The sequence below is a fragment of the Halobacteriovorax sp. JY17 genome (assembly GCF_002753895.1).
Classification (GTDB): Bacteria; Bdellovibrionota; Bacteriovoracia; order Bacteriovoracales; family Bacteriovoracaceae; genus Halobacteriovorax.
The window spans coordinates 1,600,554-1,616,960 of the sequence record NZ_NJER01000001.1; the positions used below are offsets into that span (position 1 = coordinate 1,600,554).

At 35.0% G+C, this 16,407-nt stretch carries 15 protein-coding genes; 11 read left to right on the forward strand and 4 right to left on the reverse strand.

Annotation, left to right across the window (positions count from 1 at the left end):
* Positions 1-81 precede the first annotated feature (81 nt).
* The 4 genes from miaB to CES88_RS07550 all read left to right on the forward strand — a co-directional run bounded on the left by miaB (position 82) and on the right by CES88_RS07550 (position 4,279).
* Positions 82-1,560 carry a tRNA (N6-isopentenyl adenosine(37)-C2)-methylthiotransferase MiaB gene (miaB, locus tag CES88_RS07535; RefSeq protein WP_290733027.1) on the forward strand — a complete coding sequence of 493 codons (1,479 nt, stop codon included), beginning with the start codon at positions 82-84 and terminating at the stop codon, positions 1,558-1,560.
* A 97-nt stretch (positions 1,561-1,657) separates the two neighbouring features.
* On the forward strand, positions 1,658-2,275 hold the full coding sequence (locus CES88_RS07540; protein ID WP_290733029.1) for an autotransporter domain-containing protein: 618 nt from the start codon (positions 1,658-1,660) through the stop codon (positions 2,273-2,275).
* Positions 2,263-3,354, forward strand: coding sequence for an aminopeptidase (locus CES88_RS07545; protein ID WP_290733031.1), 1,092 nt, complete (start codon positions 2,263-2,265; stop codon positions 3,352-3,354). The genes CES88_RS07540 and CES88_RS07545 overlap by 13 nt, the downstream gene beginning before the upstream one ends.
* Positions 3,329-4,279 (forward strand): hypothetical protein, encoded by a 951-nt coding sequence (locus CES88_RS07550; RefSeq protein WP_290733033.1) that lies wholly within the window; start codon positions 3,329-3,331, stop codon positions 4,277-4,279. The genes CES88_RS07545 and CES88_RS07550 overlap by 26 nt, the downstream gene beginning before the upstream one ends.
* On the opposite strand, the gene CES88_RS07555 is transcribed toward CES88_RS07550, so the two are convergent.
* Complete coding sequence (locus CES88_RS07555) at positions 4,276-5,016, reverse strand: hypothetical protein (protein WP_290733034.1); 741 nt, start codon at positions 5,014-5,016, stop codon at positions 4,276-4,278. The genes CES88_RS07550 and CES88_RS07555 overlap by 4 nt on opposite strands.
* Before the next feature lie 154 nt (positions 5,017-5,170).
* On the opposite strand from CES88_RS07555, the gene CES88_RS07560 reads away from it, so the two are divergent.
* Together CES88_RS07560 and CES88_RS07565 are read left to right on the forward strand one after the other, a co-directional pair.
* Positions 5,171-5,644: a hypothetical protein gene (locus CES88_RS07560; protein WP_290733036.1), complete on the forward strand. Its 474-nt coding sequence runs from the start codon at positions 5,171-5,173 to the stop codon at positions 5,642-5,644.
* Positions 5,634-6,059 carry a hypothetical protein gene (locus CES88_RS07565; protein WP_290733038.1) on the forward strand — a complete coding sequence of 142 codons (426 nt, stop codon included), beginning with the start codon at positions 5,634-5,636 and terminating at the stop codon, positions 6,057-6,059. Before CES88_RS07560 ends, CES88_RS07565 begins: the two co-directional genes overlap by 11 nt.
* Here the strand turns inward: CES88_RS07565 and CES88_RS07570 are convergent.
* Positions 6,052-6,942: a TonB C-terminal domain-containing protein gene (locus CES88_RS07570; protein ID WP_290733040.1), complete on the reverse strand. Its 891-nt coding sequence runs from the start codon at positions 6,940-6,942 to the stop codon at positions 6,052-6,054. The two genes, CES88_RS07565 and CES88_RS07570, sit on opposite strands and share 8 nt — an antisense overlap.
* 197 nt (positions 6,943-7,139) lie before the next feature.
* On the opposite strand from CES88_RS07570, the gene CES88_RS07575 reads away from it, so the two are divergent.
* Positions 7,140-8,591, forward strand: coding sequence for an ATP-binding protein (locus CES88_RS07575; protein ID WP_290733042.1), 1,452 nt, complete (start codon positions 7,140-7,142; stop codon positions 8,589-8,591).
* Here CES88_RS07575 and CES88_RS07580 read toward each other — a convergent pair.
* Complete coding sequence (locus CES88_RS07580; RefSeq protein ID WP_290733044.1) at positions 8,588-10,219, reverse strand: ChaN family lipoprotein; 1,632 nt, start codon at positions 10,217-10,219, stop codon at positions 8,588-8,590. The genes CES88_RS07575 and CES88_RS07580 overlap by 4 nt on opposite strands.
* A 54-nt stretch (positions 10,220-10,273) precedes the next feature.
* A complete protein-coding gene (locus CES88_RS07585; protein WP_290733046.1) occupies positions 10,274-13,102 on the reverse strand; it encodes a hypothetical protein in 2,829 nt (942 codons plus the stop codon).
* A gap of 267 nt (positions 13,103-13,369) precedes the next feature.
* Between CES88_RS07585 and CES88_RS07590 the strand changes: the two genes are divergently transcribed.
* The 4 genes from CES88_RS07590 to CES88_RS07605 are packed head-to-tail and all read left to right on the forward strand — an operon-like array spanning position 13,370 to position 16,352.
* Positions 13,370-13,993: a hypothetical protein gene (locus tag CES88_RS07590; RefSeq protein ID WP_290733048.1), complete on the forward strand. Its 624-nt coding sequence runs from the start codon at positions 13,370-13,372 to the stop codon at positions 13,991-13,993.
* 19 nt (positions 13,994-14,012) lie between these two features.
* Positions 14,013-14,594: an RsmD family RNA methyltransferase gene (locus tag CES88_RS07595; protein ID WP_290733049.1), complete on the forward strand. Its 582-nt coding sequence runs from the start codon at positions 14,013-14,015 to the stop codon at positions 14,592-14,594.
* Positions 14,595-14,653: 59 nt separating this feature from the next.
* Positions 14,654-15,127 carry a pantetheine-phosphate adenylyltransferase gene (coaD, locus tag CES88_RS07600; RefSeq protein ID WP_290733051.1) on the forward strand — a complete coding sequence of 158 codons (474 nt, stop codon included), beginning with the start codon at positions 14,654-14,656 and terminating at the stop codon, positions 15,125-15,127.
* A 7-nt stretch (positions 15,128-15,134) separates the two neighbouring features.
* Positions 15,135-16,352 carry an aminotransferase class I/II-fold pyridoxal phosphate-dependent enzyme gene (locus CES88_RS07605; protein WP_290733053.1) on the forward strand — a complete coding sequence of 406 codons (1,218 nt, stop codon included), beginning with the start codon at positions 15,135-15,137 and terminating at the stop codon, positions 16,350-16,352.
* Positions 16,353-16,407 lie beyond the last annotated feature (55 nt).

Sequence of the window (16,407 nt, forward strand, 5' to 3'; positions counted from 1 at the left end):
GCTTAACAACTGTGTGAGTTTCGAGGACTTTTTGATCTGAATGGTTGAAGGTTATTGATTCTTTTGATTCGGAGATTACTTATGGATACTACTGAAGCACCAAGCGGATTGGGACTTAGAACTATTGATGGACCAAGAGAAGAATGGTTTACTGATGAAAAGTCAGGAGTTCGATTAGTTCAAATGGGAGAAGTTATATTTCCTCCACGAAAAGTGTGGATGAAAACATACGGCTGTCAGATGAATTACCATGATACAGACAGAATTATGGCACACCTTAAAAACTTGAACTTTACTCAAACCGAAGAAGTTGAAGACGCCGATCTTGTTCTCTTCAATACATGTGCTGTTAGGGATCTTGCAAATAATAAATTCTATTCACATCTTGGAAATATGAAGCATCAGAAAGCAGCGAAGAAAGATAATCTAGTTGTTGGAGTTGGTGGTTGTGTTGCTCAAACTGAAGGAAAGGAATTAATTCAAAAATATAAACATTTAGACTTTGCTTTTGGGCCAGACACAATTGATTCAATAAACGATATGGTTTATAGAACTTATGCTGGAGACTCAAAGTTCTTTATCAATAGCTGGGATAGATCAGAAAATTTTTCTATTGAAACAAAAATTTCTCATGGAACACCACAGGCCTTCGTGAATATTATCAAAGGTTGTAATAAATATTGCACATATTGTATCGTTCCTTATACTCGTGGAAAAGAGCGTTCAAGAAAAGTAAATGAAGTCGTAGAAGATATTAGAAGACTTGTTAAGTATCAAGGTATTCAAGAAGTGACTTTACTTGGACAAAATGTGAATTCATTTGGAAAAGAAAATGGAGAGTCACTTGCCCAACTTATACTTGAACTTGAAAAACTAGAAGGACTGGAGATCATAAGATATACAACTAGTCATCCTTATGACATCTCAGATGAGCTAATTATGACTCATGGAGTTTCAAAGAAGCTATCAAAACATCTTCATCTTCCAATTCAATCAGGATCAAATACTGTCTTAAAGAGAATGAATAGAGAGTATACAGTTGAGCACTACTTGGACCGAGTGGCGAAGCTTAGAGAGATTCAACCTGATATAATTATTTCGACAGATATTATCGCGGGATTTGTTAATGAAACAAATGAAGAACATGAGGCAACTCTAAAACTCTTAGATGATGCGAAGTTTGATTTCATTTACTCATATGCCTATTCTAAGAGAAATAAGACTAGGGCCGCTAGATCTGAAGATCATTTAACTGATGATATTCGCGGAGCAAGACTTAGAGAGATTCAACTTCACCAATTAAAAATTCAGGCCGATGTTAGAAAAGAAATGGAAGGTAAGACTTTTAGAATTCTAGTTGAAGGAAAGAGAACTTTTAAAGGTGAAACAAAGTGGAAGGGAAGAACTAATTGCAATAGAATTGTTCACTTTCTGCCGAAGGATCCAGAACAAAATCTTCAGTGGAATTGGGTAGATGTGAAAGTCATTGAGACAACGGCCCTCTCTTGCCAAGGAGAATTACAAACCGTAATAGGGAAGAGAATACCAACACTCCAGTAAAATTAGATAGATAGAACTCGAGTGGTGTGAAAATAGTGCCACTTGAGGAAAGTACACTCAGAAAATAGTAGAATATTAGATGACTGAGGTGTCCACTATGCGCTTAAAAATTTCTACAATTCTATTAACATTACTACTTTCATTGAATTCATATGCCATGATTGAACTTGGAATGGATTTTAGTTATGACAAAGATGTTTTTGGAACTAATAGAGATAGTAAGAATACATCTAGAACTTGGTCTGGCTCAATTGCTACTTACCTTTGGCAGTATACAGCTCTTGAAATTAATTACATGGAAAATAGTGATAAGACAGTGATCAATGAAACTGTTACTTATGATGATTTAGATATTTCAATATTAGGACAACAAACCAATATTGAAACTAAATCCTACGGTTTAGGACTTAGACAATCATTTGCATCTAGAAAAGCATTAATTCAACCTTCAATTAGTCTTGGTTACGCTAGGACTTTTAAAAGAACTCAAACGAACTATACGGTAAGAAGTGATATTTCCGGAAATAGCTTCACATCAGTCTCTCCAGAAATTAAGCAAAGGCAAGACTCTATGTTTGGAACCTTTAGTTTGAAATTTAGATTAACTCAAAGACTTAGTTTAAGAGGTTCTATTCAAACCTATATTAGGGCCTTTGACTGGAATAGTGCTAAAGATGATTTAAGATACACTGCTGGCTTCACTTGGTTACTTTAAAACTCTTCCTCTTTTCATCTCTTTTATTTCTTAGTTCATGCGCAAAATTTGGCTACTTGGTTGAGCAGGGAACTGGACAAGTCAAGTTGCTTGCAACGGCTAAAGAAAATGAAAGTATTCTAAACGATGTAAGATATTCTAAGAAAGACAAAGACAAGATTAAGAAAATTCAAGTTTATAAAAAGTACTTCTATAAGTATTGGAATAAGAAAGAAACTAGTATTTATAATAAGACAACGATTCTTCACGATGCTGCTGTCACTTATTTAGTTATTTCTTCTGACTTTGATAAAATTGAAGCGAGGAAGGAGTGCTTTCCAATTATGGGATGTTTTCCTTATTTAGGTTTTTTTAAGAAGTCTTCTGCCGATTCTTTTGCTGCAGATTTAAATAGGAAAGGAATTGTTACATATACTCGACCTGTCTATGCATATTCTACTTTAGGCTACTTCACAGACACAATACTTTCTTCTTTCTTTTACTTTGATGACTTTGAATTAGCAGAACTGATTTTTCATGAATTATTTCACACTATCTTCTTCATCAAAGATGAAGTTGAGCTTAATGAGAACTTGGCCAACTACTTTGGAAAAGAAATGGCCTTAGAATATTTCAAAGATGATTTAAGATTGAAAGAGAGAGTAAAAGAAGAAAGTCAGTTAAATAAAGAAATGGCCAAGAATTTAGTTCAATTGGCCAGAAAGTTAGATAAGGACTTAAGAGCTCAAAATTTTAAAACAATAGAGGAAGCTAATCCTTTTGTTGAGAAATTTGTTAAAGAAGTTATTAAGCCTAAGCTGAAGTCTACTTGTAAGTCATTCCAAATTGCTGACGATAAGTGTTATTATCTCAAGAGAGAGTGGAACCAGGCTTCTTTGGCAGCATTTATGACTTATGAAAATAAAGTAGATGAATTATTAGTTCTACGAAACCGAATATCAGGTGACCTAAAAGACTTTTTTCATTATATTGAAAAAGAGTTCAATGAATTTGAAAGAGCAGATAAGGAGAAGAGTTTCTCTAAGTGGCTCTTCAATAAAAATAGGTCTTCAGATGAAAAAGCATATTCTCTTAATTGATCCCCTTGAAAAATTAGTTATTAAAAAAGATTCAACTCTGATGTTTGCCCTCACTCTAAAGAAACGAGGTCTGGATGTTGCATTAATTTTTGAAGAAGATTTCTATGTCGTAAATAATGAAATCCCTAAACTTAAGGTCTTTGATTTTGAAGGGGAGTTTGAAGATGACGGCTGCTACATTAAGAACTTCAAGATGACTGAGTCCCGATTTTGGGAAGCAGATGATAAGAGTTGTTTTCACATGAGATTAGATCCTCCTTTTGACGGTAGATACTTAAGATTTTTGTGGATGCAAAGATATTTTAAAACACTCGGTGTTGAGATTTTGAATGATCCTGATGGAATTTTACTATTCAATGAAAAACTCTACGCGTATGAGCATGAATCAAGCCTAGAAACATACGTAGGAAGCTCCCTAGATGGTTTTTCCATATACGTTAAAGGAATTATGGCAAAAGGCCATACAGAGCTTATTTTGAAGCCTCTAGACTTATATCAAGGAATTGGTGTTGAGAAGATTTCACTAGAAGGTGATTTTCTCTCTATTTTTAAAGAGAAGGTTAAAGATTATCAAGGTCCTGTTGTGGCTCAGCCTTTTGCCAAAGAAGTTCAAGATGGTGAGGTGAGAAGCTTCTATTTTAAAGGGCAAGAGTTAGGATCTATTCTAAAAGTTCCAAAGAAGGGAGAGTTCTTAGCGAATATTGCTCAAGGGGCAAGTTACACTCGTTATGACCTCACTGACTCGCAGAGAAAGTCTTGTGAAGATATTTGTAGAGAGCTAGCTGAACACGGAGTTCATTGGATTGCGTTTGATATTCTTGGAGAATCAATTTCAGAAGTAAATATTACTTGTCCAGGATTAGTGGTAGAGGTTTCTAAAGCCTATGGTAGAAACCTCTGTGAAGATATTATTGACTTGTTCTAGTATCTTCCTCCTGGAAGATCTTGAGTTCCGTCAGTTGAGACCTGCATTTTAAATCTTACGCAGTCTTGATCCCATACTCCACTATAAGGACAGTAACTTGAATTATTGCTTCCATCCCAAGTGCAGCTGAAGTCCCATTTGACATCGATAATGTCGATTACAAGTGGATCATTTGTATTTGATGGAATGTTGAATTCTTTTGTTAGCGACCATTCATTTACATACAAATCATTAAATAAGTGCATATAAACACAAGCTCCATTTTGTTTTCTTACACAAAGACTTACTTGAAGTTTTTGATATCCAACAGGAAGTTGAGAACACTTTGTTCCATTTGAGTCTGTAGTATTTTGATTTGGAGCTGAAAGCGCCATCAACCTAATGTTAAATCTAGAATCTGTTTTTAAGATCTGTTGGTTACTTGAACTCATATTTCGTTCTGATGACCAGAAAATTCCATTTGGAGGTGGATTTCGATTTGGATGATTTGTTCCGTGAACAATTACGCCTTCAGGACCTCCACTTACTGGAGGTAGGTCGTAGTAGCTTGGAAGATCTGAATCATCTACGTATCCATCATCGGAATCTCCATTACCTGCATTATTATTAGGCAAGAGTACTGTCGATTGAGTTGTTGAAGTATCTGAGCTCTTCTTATTTGTTTTAGTTTCCACACACGATGTAAGTGTGAGTGAAGCGATTAAAAGAATAATAAAATTTAAATTGTTCCATTTCATAATTGGCCCTTATATTTATTCCTTAGTTTTATCGACTCAAAGTTAATAAAACTTTAGCTTTTATGTTGAGTAGTTTCGTGGGATATTTAAGTGTATGAAATGATTATGGTCTTAGCTATTGCGCTCACTAGTGGGCGAGAGTAAAATATTAGTAATGAACGAACACTTAGAACAATTCTTTAAAACAAAATCTAATGAACTTTATCCTTTTGCATATAGCTTGCTACCAGATGATTTACAGGCTGGGCAGTTAGTTATAGATGCGATTGACCTAATCTTAATTGATAAGGATGTGGCAGAGAAGTTTCCAATTTACTATGTAAATGAAGAACGTCTCAGAAAGGATCAGTTACGTTTAACAACTATTCTCTATTCTCATGTCTATAGATTGGCAAAGAGAAGAGTTGGTCAACTAAGTGGAAGTTTTACGATTCCTCATGGCTTTGGGCCTTTTTATAGAACCTCATTGGAGAGTAGAGCGGTTGTCTTTGTTAGAGAAAAGCTTTCTTTTTCTTGGGAAAGAATTGGAGAAATCATTGGCGCTGATAGAATCGTGGCCATAGAAAAGTATCATATGGGAGTAAACTCTGTTTACGAATATCTAGGAAGACCAACAGATGTCAACTAATCACATGGACGTAGTAAGTAAAGAGGAATATGGATGTCCTCATTCGCATAAAGCATCATTGATTTTAGAAAATGGAGAGCTGGCTGGAGAGTTTCTTTCAAGACATTTTGAAAATTGTGATACTTGCAATAAGAAATTATTAAGACTGAAGAACGATCGAAAAGTCTTCTTAAAGCAAATACCTTTTGTTACTTCGACTGAGGAAGTAAAAGTGATTTTCTCTTCTGAGGCCGTTCTTGCTACAGAGAAAGTAAAAAGAAAAGTACATCTACTGAAGAGAAAGAGAATGAATGAAGTGAATAGACAAGCACTCATATTCTTTTCTGATTTCAAAGACGCTATTTTAAGTAAGCCTGTTGTTTTAAGCTTGTGTCTTGTGACAACGGTTTGGAGCTATCTGAAAATTTTTAATTAATATATAGTGAGTAGTAGATCGTAAAGTTTCCATCTTTTCCTAGAAGGTCTTTAGGAGGATTGGGGATTGACCTCATTTGATCTAATGTCGTTTCAAATAACTTATGGACAGAGTCACTCTCAGAAGACTTTAGGATCTTTACTGAAACGATGTTTCCTTCTCGGTCAAATTGAACTCTCGCATTTAGTCTATGTCTTTGAGAAGTGAGATCTTTTTTGAGAGCTGGGTTTGTCGTCAAATTTCCATAGTAAGTTTTTAAAAATGAATTTAAGTAAGTCTCATAGGTTCTCTTTTGAAAACTATAGAATATCTTCTCAACACTATTGAGTTCATCTTCAGGTATTCCTTCAGGTGGATCGAATTGAACGTTAAATCCTTTGTTGCTAAGAGCACTTGCAAAACTAGGGTTGGCCGCAAGATTTTTAAGTACGTCGCCTTGTAGCTGTTGCTGCTGTTTATGTAGTCTCTGCTTTAAAGGGGGTTTAGCTGTGAATGAAAAATTAGATTCAGATTTCTTATATTCAATAGAGCGGGTTGGGGAGACTCTCTTCGCTGCCTCCGTGCTAGATTTTTCAGCTACAGAACCTAGTTGACTTAGGCTAACTCCATTGGGACCACTTTTTTTTGAAGGGGAAGATTGCTTGGTAGGGTTCTTCGTTGGCATTGAGAAATCTTTTTTCTTTCCATTTTTTACCCCAACAGTTCTGAAAGATTTTATATTAATAACCTGCTTACCATCGAGTAGTGGATTAGAATTCTCCGGGATTCGTGGGTCTATTTTAAATACGAGCGAAGTCAATATCACAAGAAGGATATTGAGAAGAACTGAGAGTGCTAGTGAAGTTCCATAACTTTCGAATTGAAATTTTGACCGCGTATTCATCTTTATAATGTATACCAGATAACAAGTGTTTAGATAGGGTTTATTAAAATATCAAGGCATTTTTCACCACTCCTTGACTCGGCAATCTCAACTTGCAAAAATAGTAGTAGCAGCTTGTTTACTGCTACAGATTTTCAATAAGTTAAAGGATTTAATTTACTAATAGTCCTCAATTGTTTTTCCAAGGATAGGAAAATATGAAGTACGAAGTTCAAAATTGGTTGAAAAGTAAGAAGGCCATCATTGGAGTAGGAGCTACTGCACTACTTATTATGACTGGTGTTTTTCAGCATAAATTGAATGTTAAAATATCAGATATCTCCTCTTTAAAGAGTAATCTTTCAACTTGCTTTTCGAGATTAAATCAAAGTTACACAGCTAAAGTAATTGGAGACTCTACATCAATGTACTTAGAGTCTGGTTTTATGAAAACTACTGAAGAGTGTTTAGGTGAGGTTAGTGGTTTTGCTGAAGAAATCTTTGCTGCAAATGCTGTGAAGCTAGGGCAGACTCTTAATGCTCTTATTTCAGACATTCATTGGTTTCATGAGAGATTAGAAGAAAGCTCGAATTCATTTTCTGGAAAAGATATAGAAGTCATCCTTAGCAATCTTAGCGATAGATTTGAAAAGTTAGAAATGAAATACGATAATGTTGATGGAGAGCTTATGAGTAAAGAGAGTAGTATCTCTCTTTCAAAGAGTAATCTAACAATACTCTTAATAAGTCTATGCTTTATTGTACCTCTCTTACTTCTATGGGATTTTGCTCAAAGAAGAGGCCTTGAGCAGAGAAATTCAAATTCAGAAAAAGATGCTAGAGATAGAATTGAAAGTGGTGATGCTATTGTTCACTCTGAAGTTGCAACAATTATTAAAGATGCCCTCGAGCAAAATCAATTAGTTTATTGCTCTAAGCTATTTTCTCAATTCCATGCACTAAGCACTCTTAACCCTACTAAAGATTCCGTAGGGAAAATTCAAGCAATGGTTACAAATAGAAATGTAACAGAGGTTGAAATTGATAATATCTGGAACCAATCGGAAGCGATTGACTCTATCGTTAGAAGTGCAGAAGGCAATTCTATCTCTGAAGCCATAGAGGAAACTTATCAGGGTCCTGTAGTTGGTCTTGATCAAACCCTTACAAAGGTTGTTAATCACCTAAGTAATAAATTGCTGGCAGAAGGTGTAATCATTGATTTAAACATTGCTGAAAATCTTGGTGTTCAAGGGGAAGATGAAGCTGTTGAGCAAGTTGTTTATAATATTATAATGAATGCAGTTAAGAATTGTCAGGTGGGAGGTACCACAGGGCGAATTTCAGTAGATGCTAAAAGAATTGGATCAAATGTTTGCGTAAATCTTGTAGATACAGGAGAGGGATTTTCAAAAGATTTCTTATCCGCAGTTAATGGATTAGGTGATATTGATCAACATATGCCTCTATCTCTTCAAATCTCTAAAGAGCTTATTGAAGACTCCCTAGGTTCAATTTCTTTTGAAAATCTCTACCGAGACGGAAAAATTTCAGGTGGAAAAGTTCAAGTTGTGATGAAATCTGCTGAACTTAATAGTAAAAGAGTGGCGAGTGTTCAAGCGGGAACTAAGAGGGATATCTTAGAGGCCATTAAGCAACAATCATTCTAGAAGAATCTCTTCTTGTAAGTCTTGTACTTTCTCTTAGGAAGTACGGACTTGCTAAGTTCAATAAAATTTTCTTGTGTAATATCCCTTGAGCAAAGAATATTTAAAATATCTTGATATTTTTTTGAGTTCTTTTCAAAATGAAAATCAAAAATTAAATCTCCAAACATATAACCAATAATCTTTGCCATTTTATAAGTCTTATCGAGAGGCATTCCTTTGAGAGTATAGTTTATGTCTATATCTCTTTGGTCGTGCTCTATAAGTTCTAAACACTTCTTTAAATAGATACTATCGCTATTCTCCTTCATTTTTGATTTTTCAAATATATCAGCGTAGAGGTCACACTTTCGGTATGGATTAATCACCTTAGAGCAAAAGTAGGCAAAGCAGAATTGATAAACGAGGAAAGTGAATTTCTTTTCTTGAGAACTACTAGAGAGAATCTTTACTGTCTGTAATTTATCTAGACTTCTCTTTAAGTGCCAAATATGTACTCCACCTAAATAGGAGAGCCTATTAATAGAGTAGTTTGAGCAGTAGTAGTCATTGGTATTAGGTACTTTAAAGCTTCGACCTTTTACAACCAAACCCTTGAAATATTTAGAAACAGATGAAGACTTGATAGATTCGGCCTTTTTTAAAATAAAGCTCATCTTTTGGTGGTCGTGGAGATTAAAGTCTTCTAGGGAAGATTTTGGAATTTTAAAGTTTAATGCTGTAGTCATTTTCTCTGTTAGAAATAAGAAGGTGTCATTAGCATTTTCTGTAAAGCTCTTTAGTCCAGACTCCATCATATATTGATGTATATCAAATTCAGGATCTTCGAGTAGGTTTTCATACCAGTAAATCATACTTTCGTATTTAACCCAAGGTGCTGAAGACTGTATGGAGAATTCATTTTCATCAAACTCAATCACTTGAGTTTTCTTTCGCCCCATTTCTGTTTCTTCAAGTTTCCAGTAAACCTTATCGAGATTTTGATGCACAATTGTTTGAGTAAATTTAGGGCCTATTTTCTTTAGAACCTGCCTAGGGAGTTTACTTGGAGTAATGTGATATTCTCCAAAGAGTACAAGTAATTTATCCTTTGGATTATTTTTTATATACTCGTTTAAAATTTCAGCGGCCCTCTTATCTCTTTTGGAAAGGGTACCATTGGAGTTTAGAGCTAAGATTTTATAGCCATTTTTTCTGGCAAGATCAAAGAAGACTTTATATTGATTCCAAGGAAATCTCCACGATTCGTAGTAATGAATATTCTCAAGAAATTCAATTTCTGTAATATTATTTTCTAAGTAGTTATCTATATGAACTTGATTTTCAAAGTGAACAAATTCTACACCTAAGGTAAGAGGATTCTTTGAGCTTGTTAAAGGTCTCATTATTCTTTGAAAGTTTCTTGAACTTTGATCAAAGGAGTGAAAATCTCCAAGATAGATAACTTTAGACTTCTTTAGTGATTTAACAAGAGCTTGAAAACTTGAAATAAGAAAATCTCTATTAGAGTATCTATTTTGACTTCTCTGATAAGAGATTAACTCTTCTGACAAATTCCCTTCAAGTGCATGGGCCTTTGTCTTCATATATTGGTAAATATTTTTTCGTATCTTCTTTATGTCCGTTTTCATTTCGCACTCAATTGTTAATTCTATTATAGTCGAAAACGAATTCTTGGGAAGTAATTAAGAATTGATATTTGTAGTAAGGATTGAAAGTATTCTCTTAGAGCATCTCTCTTGGAGGTCAATGAGTGCATCTTTTAAACTTGAATGATTTGAAAGAATCATATCAATATTAGTAGCTGATGGAACTTTCATATTCTGAAGTATAGAAGAGATTTCCATTCCTAGAGCAGAGGATAGGATGAATTTTATAAATTGGGCGAGATTACTCGAAGTATAGAGTTGAATAATAATACTTTCCCCTGAGAGTAGCTCAACGTAGTGATTCTCTCCCTCTGTTCCAATTTCAACTTGAGTTAGTGGAAGATGGATGTGAGCAGGGTTTTTTAGAGGCATTCTTACAAATATATCGGCGCTCTTAGGGTAAATACTCTGAGAGGATGTACTTACTAATTGCTCAACAATTACAGGATTCTTAAAAATTTCTGTAGGGGTATGATCGAGCTTTTCTAATGCTCTAGTAAGTGAAAGCTTGAAATGAGAAATCATTCCTAGAGTGTGCCAAGGATACTTTTGTTCAGTAGTATTTAAGAAGTTTACTGACTGATCAAATGCTCCAGTTAACTCTATTGGGTGAGAGTTTAAAATTTCACTTGAGCTATTATTGAATACCTTAAAAGCATCCAAGATATGAGTCGGTATATGATTATTTTCAAGGAAGAACTTAGGCACTAAGAGAGATCTTAACTTTGACTTAATCTTAGTGTCACCACCATTTAAAAATAATTGAATAATTTGTCTTCCAAGTTGAGTATTAAAATACTCTCTAAAAACATTTAAATTAATATCATTTCTCTTTGGAATAAGGCCGAAGTATTGAAAATAGGCCATTCCGTATTCTTCTAATTTTGCTTGGTAGACATCTGCGCTAGTTAGTTCAAGAGTGATATCTTTAGGATTAGTGTAGTTCACAATGAGAAGAAGAGGGAAGCGCTCTTCTTTTCTTATCGTAATACCCAGTAAGTCTGAAGTAAGATTTCCTTTCTTAGATTGAGCTTGTTCAGATGCAAAACTTTCAATTTGAAAAAATGAATCAAGAGGAACACATGACTTTGTTAAATTCTTAAAGAAGCTAGGGTGTGTAATACTCGAAGAGTCTTTACTCGTAGAACTTAAGAGTAGTCCATCAAGAATAGCGTCTTGGTGAAAGTCAAAAGATAGATTAGCGCAAGGCTCTGCTTGATAGACAGGTGTTGCAGCACATGACTTTGTGTCCATAAAATTTTGAAACTCGTCTACAAAAGTTTCAAATTTATTAAATATTTCTAAATTCCCACTCCAGTTAAAGCTTAAACATGCTTCTTTTTCTGAACTTGCAATTGGAGTTAGAAAAGCTGGTTGTGTAAATTGTTTTCTCTTTTTGAAGACATAGAGAAAGCTCGCTATCTCACCACGACCATTTAGTTGATCTAGGTTAAACATAGCTTCAATTCTTACATCTTTTAAAAACTGTTCCACTTTATCGTTATGAGATGGAACAAAGAATTTTTGATTCGTAAAGACGAATAAGTATCCATCTCTATTTAGATCTTTTAACTCATTTGAAACTTTTCCCATTAAGAAGTGATGAGGGTTCTTCTTCGGTAAGTCTGTCAGGTTTAAAACAACTCTGTCATAAGTTGTGCGAGTTGTTTTTATGTCTGAACTTCCAAAAATTGACATCTGTCCGGCATCATTTGAATTAGACTTTGTGAATTTATCATTCATGATCTTGCAGATAAGACCAAGAAGATCGTGTCCTTGATAAGTTGCAAGATCAACTAAGAATGTTAGAAATTGTATTTCTTGGCAAATCTGAGTGAACTTGCCTTGAAAAAATTCATCGCCTTTAAACTCTGGGCAGATGACTTCACTCCAGTTTTGAATGACGTTATTTTCTTGGGCCATCCAATGGGAAAGACTCAGAGAAGAGAGATTATTTCCTGCAAACTTTGTTGTTAGGGCGCTAACTCTCTCGCTGGATTTTCCGTTAAGTAAACCATAGAGTGGGTAGGCCTTCTCTGATTTTGAATTCTCTAACCACTTTGGAAAATGAATAAGTAGCTTATTAATTAGAAGTCCAAATGACTTATGGGAGTATGAGTGAGAATACTCTAATTTACTTAGATCATAGGTCGCGAGCTTAATCATTTCGGTTGTTGAAATAAGAGTTAAGCATTCTTTAATTTCTCTAATACTTTCAGAAACAAAGTGTGATGGTCTGTACCAGCTGAATTGGTGAATTTTAAAAGATTCACACTTTAGCTCAGAGCTAGAGCCAGTTTTAAATATTCTACTTAGAATAGAGTTCGGGTTGTGTAGATCAATTTTGTCAAAGCTGATTTCCATTCTCTTTGCAAGTACGAGAAGAAATCTAGCCTTATAAAGATAAACAATAACTGATCGAAAGCAGTAGAGGTCAATGAACTCGGTTACAACTTCATCAAATTCTTTAGCGCTAGAGATATAGTTCGAGAATTTAATTGGGCTATCAATTGGGTAGCCTTCAATTTTTCTAGCCTCTAAGAAGATTGAGAATTCATTATAGATGATTTTGTGCTGAGAAATATTTCTATTTATAATTTCTTTGAATTGAGACTTCGCGTCTGAGATCAAATGCTTGTGCGCCTTTTTTACAACGAAACCTGGCTTGGAAAATAGGCCTTCTCCGCTCCAACCTGGAACGAGAAAGTTTTGAGGTTTAAAGACGTAGTTCTTCGCGCTAGCTTCCATTGGAAGCTCAAGATCAAGGCTGCCTTGAAGAGTATTTTCTAAATCTTCAGGGCGCAGGCCATTTCTAGAAGGTGTTGAGTTTAGCCAAGATTGGGCCTTGAAGTACTTAGTACTCAATTCTCTTCACCGAATATATATCTTTTCGCGTAGTGCATTTTGTAATAGTTCTCAGTTATTAATTGTGGGTAGGACTTTCTACAATAATGGGCCTAAAAAGTCATTCACAATCAATTTTTATCTTTGTGAGTAATAGTGGATTACTATTGTAAGGTATTGAAATAAATAAAGTTTTCTGAAATGTTAAAGTTTCTTACATCTGAGGTCGATGAGTCTATGTAAATTATTGTTACGCGCAGTATTGCTAGAAATTGTAGGAGAAATAGCATGGAAGACACGAAACTTGACGAAGCAATGGAAGAGATCGCAGAGCAGAGTTTTAACGACTCAGAACTCAAAGATATAATGAGTGAAATTGAGAGTCTCGAGAAAGAATTCGTCGAAGAGGGTGAACGTACTCCAGAAGAACTAGCGGTTGTAAGTTCTGAGAAAACTAACCTACAAAATGAAATTGATAATGAAGTCGCCTCAATGGCTTCGGAGATGGCAACAGAGGCAACAAGTCCTGAAGCCTCTTTAGAAGAATTTGAAGACTCTGAAGATGATATGATGGCCGATGAGTTAATCAATGAAATGGAAGATGATGTTGTAGCTGAAATTGCTGACAACGTTGTTACTTTGCCTACAAGCGAAAGAAAAGTTTCAACAGCAGACGGTGCAGCAATGGACTTTTCCGCAGAGGGAACAATGAACTTCAATTTAAACTTCAAAATAGGAACTGAAGCTGCAACTTTGAAAGTTGATGGTGAGCAGGGACTATGCGTTGAGATGGGTGGAGTTCTAATTGAAATTACTAGTGAGCACGGTTGCACTGTGACAATGGATGGGGGAGTGAACTTCAATATTCCTTTGACCACTTCTGGAAATGCCGCTAAAAAGAAAGCTGCATAATCATAAAACGGTTTAATAAATGTCTATAAAAATATTAGGGGGTTTGGCCAAAGGTCAGGCCCTTTTAGTTCCTAAGGGTGATTTAATTCGTCCAACCTCAGTAATGCTTCGAAGAAAGATATTTGATGCCAGGCAAGATATGTCTGGCTATAGATTTTATGACTTGTGCGCAGGAACGGGTGCAATGGGTCTCGAAGCTCTTTCAAGAGGAGCTGAGTCAGTAACATTAATTGAACCAAACTCAAAGGTTTTTGCACTTACTAAGAAGAATGTAGAATCCATTAGCAAAGCCTCAGGTGAATTGGGGGAAGTGGAGTTAATAAAATCAAACGCTGTAAAGTGGCTTGAGAGCTTTTTGCACACTTATGAAACGATGAACGATGAAGCAAAGGAGTCGGTGATTCTCTTTCTAGATCCTCCTTACTTGCTGCATGATATTTATCACAAATGTATCGATCTTATTTCAAAAGTCGACTTTCAAGGGGAGCTTTGGATTGAGTCTGATGAACAAAAAGGTGTTAAGAAAAAATATTTGGAAAATCTCTTTCTCGATATGAAAAGTTACTCACAAGGAACGAGCTTTATTCTCATCGTTCGCTAGGCAATTTTGTAATCCTAAGTTAAAATACCCAAGTAAGAATTAATTCTATGGAGCTCTAAATGGTAAAGAAAGCTGTTTATGCAGGAACTTTTGATCCTTTTACAAATGGTCATGATGATATTTTAAAAAGAGCATTAAACTTATTTGATGAGATTACAGTTTTAATAGCAGTCTCTCCGAGTAAGGTTCCACTTTTCTCCGTAGAGCAAAGAACTGAGATGTTGGAAGAACATTTTAAAGATGAAAGTAGAGTAAAAGTAGATTCTTGGGATGGGCTACTCGTTGATTATGCTAAGAAGAAAAGTATAGATACAATTATCCGTGGTTTAAGACCGACTGGAGACTTTGAAGTTGAATTTCAAATGGCCTCTATGAATAATAAACTTTATCCTGAAATTGAAACAGTCTTTCTTATGACGGAAGGACAGAATTACTATATCTCTTCATCACTTGTAAAAGAAGTTTATAAGCACGATGGTGATGTAAGTGAATTCGTTCCAAATGTAATTAATAGTTGGCTAAAAAAAGCCTGAGGTATAAATGAAAATAAGTAAGAGAGTTAGTGGTATTTCTGAAAGTATAACTTTAAAGTTAAACTCACTTGCACTAAGTATGGAAAGTGAAGGAAAGAAAGTTTGGAACTTAACAGCAGGACAACTACCATTTAGACCCGCTGTAGAATTTACTGAAAGTCTTAGAAATGAACTTGTTTTTTTGAATAGCTTTCAATACTCGCCAGTATCAGGCTTAAAAGATCTTCGAGAAAAGGCACTAACTTATTTTAATGAGTCAAGATCGGTTGATGTTAATTCCACACATGATGTTATTGTATCCAATGGTGGAAAGCATTCTCTTTCAAATATCTTTGCAACAATTATTGACCCAGGAGACGAAGTTGTTGTCCTCGCTCCTTATTGGCTCTCATATCCAGAAATTATAAATCTCTATGAGGGAAAACCTGTTATTGTCGGCGCTAGTATTTATGATGACTTTCAACCAAATATTGAAGACATTAGAAGTGTACTGAATAAGAAAACAAAAGCGATTGTAATCAACAGTCCCAATAATCCTTCGGGTGTTCACTATAGTGAAGAGTGGATGAAGTCTTTTGCGAGTTTAATGCTCGAGTTTCCTGATGTTATAATTATTAGTGATGAAATTTATTTTGAATTAAGTTACTTTGATCCAAAGCCTACTTACTTTTATCAATACGATAAATCTCTTCTTGAGAGAACTATTATTGTTGATGGTGTTTCAAAGAATATGGCGCTAACAGGACTTCGAATTGGTTTTTGTATTGGCCCTAAAGATGTTGTTTCTGCAATGTCTAGACTTCAGGGGCAAACAGCTTCGGGAGCGAATAGCTTAACTCAAAAAGCACTTGTTGGTTTTAACTTTAATTTAATACCAACTTACTTGGATCCAATTAAGTCTCACTTGCGTGAAAATGCAAGAGTGGTACAGGACAAGCTGCGTGAAAATCAACTTTCTCAGTGCTGGTATCAAACGAAATCAGCTTTCTATTTCTTAATAGATTTTTCTAATACTCCAATTATTGAGGAATTCAGAAAGGACTCTGAAGATATGGCGGACTATTCTAGTCAAATATGCGAAAAGCTTTTGACTGAAACAGGCGTAGCTATTGTTCCAGGGGAAGCTTTTGGAGCCCCTAATACTGCTAGGTTATCTCTAGTTAGTACAAAGGAGCTCTTTTCTGAAGCATTTGATAAAATTATCAAATTTGTAAAACTAAATTAATTAGAGTTTTTTTCTCTCTACCGTCTATTACCTTCTTTAGGAGATAATAGATCGG

Bases quoted from the DNA above. Each gene is read 5' to 3' on its own strand.
- CES88_RS07560 (WP_290733036.1), top strand. From the start codon at position 5,171: ATGAACGAACACTTAGAACAATTCTTTAAAACAAAATCTAATGAACTT.
- CES88_RS07575 (WP_290733042.1), top strand. From the start codon at position 7,140: ATGAAGTACGAAGTTCAAAATTGGTTGAAAAGTAAGAAGGCCATCATT.
- CES88_RS07555 (WP_290733034.1), bottom strand. From the start codon at position 5,016: ATGAAATGGAACAATTTAAATTTTATTATTCTTTTAATCGCTTCACTC.
- CES88_RS07570 (WP_290733040.1), bottom strand. From the start codon at position 6,942: ATGAATACGCGGTCAAAATTTCAATTCGAAAGTTATGGAACTTCACTA.
- CES88_RS07580 (WP_290733044.1), bottom strand. From the start codon at position 10,219: ATGAAAACGGACATAAAGAAGATACGAAAAAATATTTACCAATATATG.
- CES88_RS07565 (WP_290733038.1), top strand. From the start codon at position 5,634: ATGTCAACTAATCACATGGACGTAGTAAGTAAAGAGGAATATGGATGT.
- coaD (WP_290733051.1), top strand. From the start codon at position 14,654: ATGGTAAAGAAAGCTGTTTATGCAGGAACTTTTGATCCTTTTACAAAT.
- CES88_RS07540 (WP_290733029.1), top strand. From the start codon at position 1,658: ATGCGCTTAAAAATTTCTACAATTCTATTAACATTACTACTTTCATTG.
- CES88_RS07550 (WP_290733033.1), top strand. From the start codon at position 3,329: ATGAAAAAGCATATTCTCTTAATTGATCCCCTTGAAAAATTAGTTATT.
- miaB (WP_290733027.1), top strand. From the start codon at position 82: ATGGATACTACTGAAGCACCAAGCGGATTGGGACTTAGAACTATTGAT.
- CES88_RS07595 (WP_290733049.1), top strand. From the start codon at position 14,013: ATGTCTATAAAAATATTAGGGGGTTTGGCCAAAGGTCAGGCCCTTTTA.
- CES88_RS07590 (WP_290733048.1), top strand. From the start codon at position 13,370: ATGGAAGACACGAAACTTGACGAAGCAATGGAAGAGATCGCAGAGCAG.
- CES88_RS07605 (WP_290733053.1), top strand. From the start codon at position 15,135: ATGAAAATAAGTAAGAGAGTTAGTGGTATTTCTGAAAGTATAACTTTA.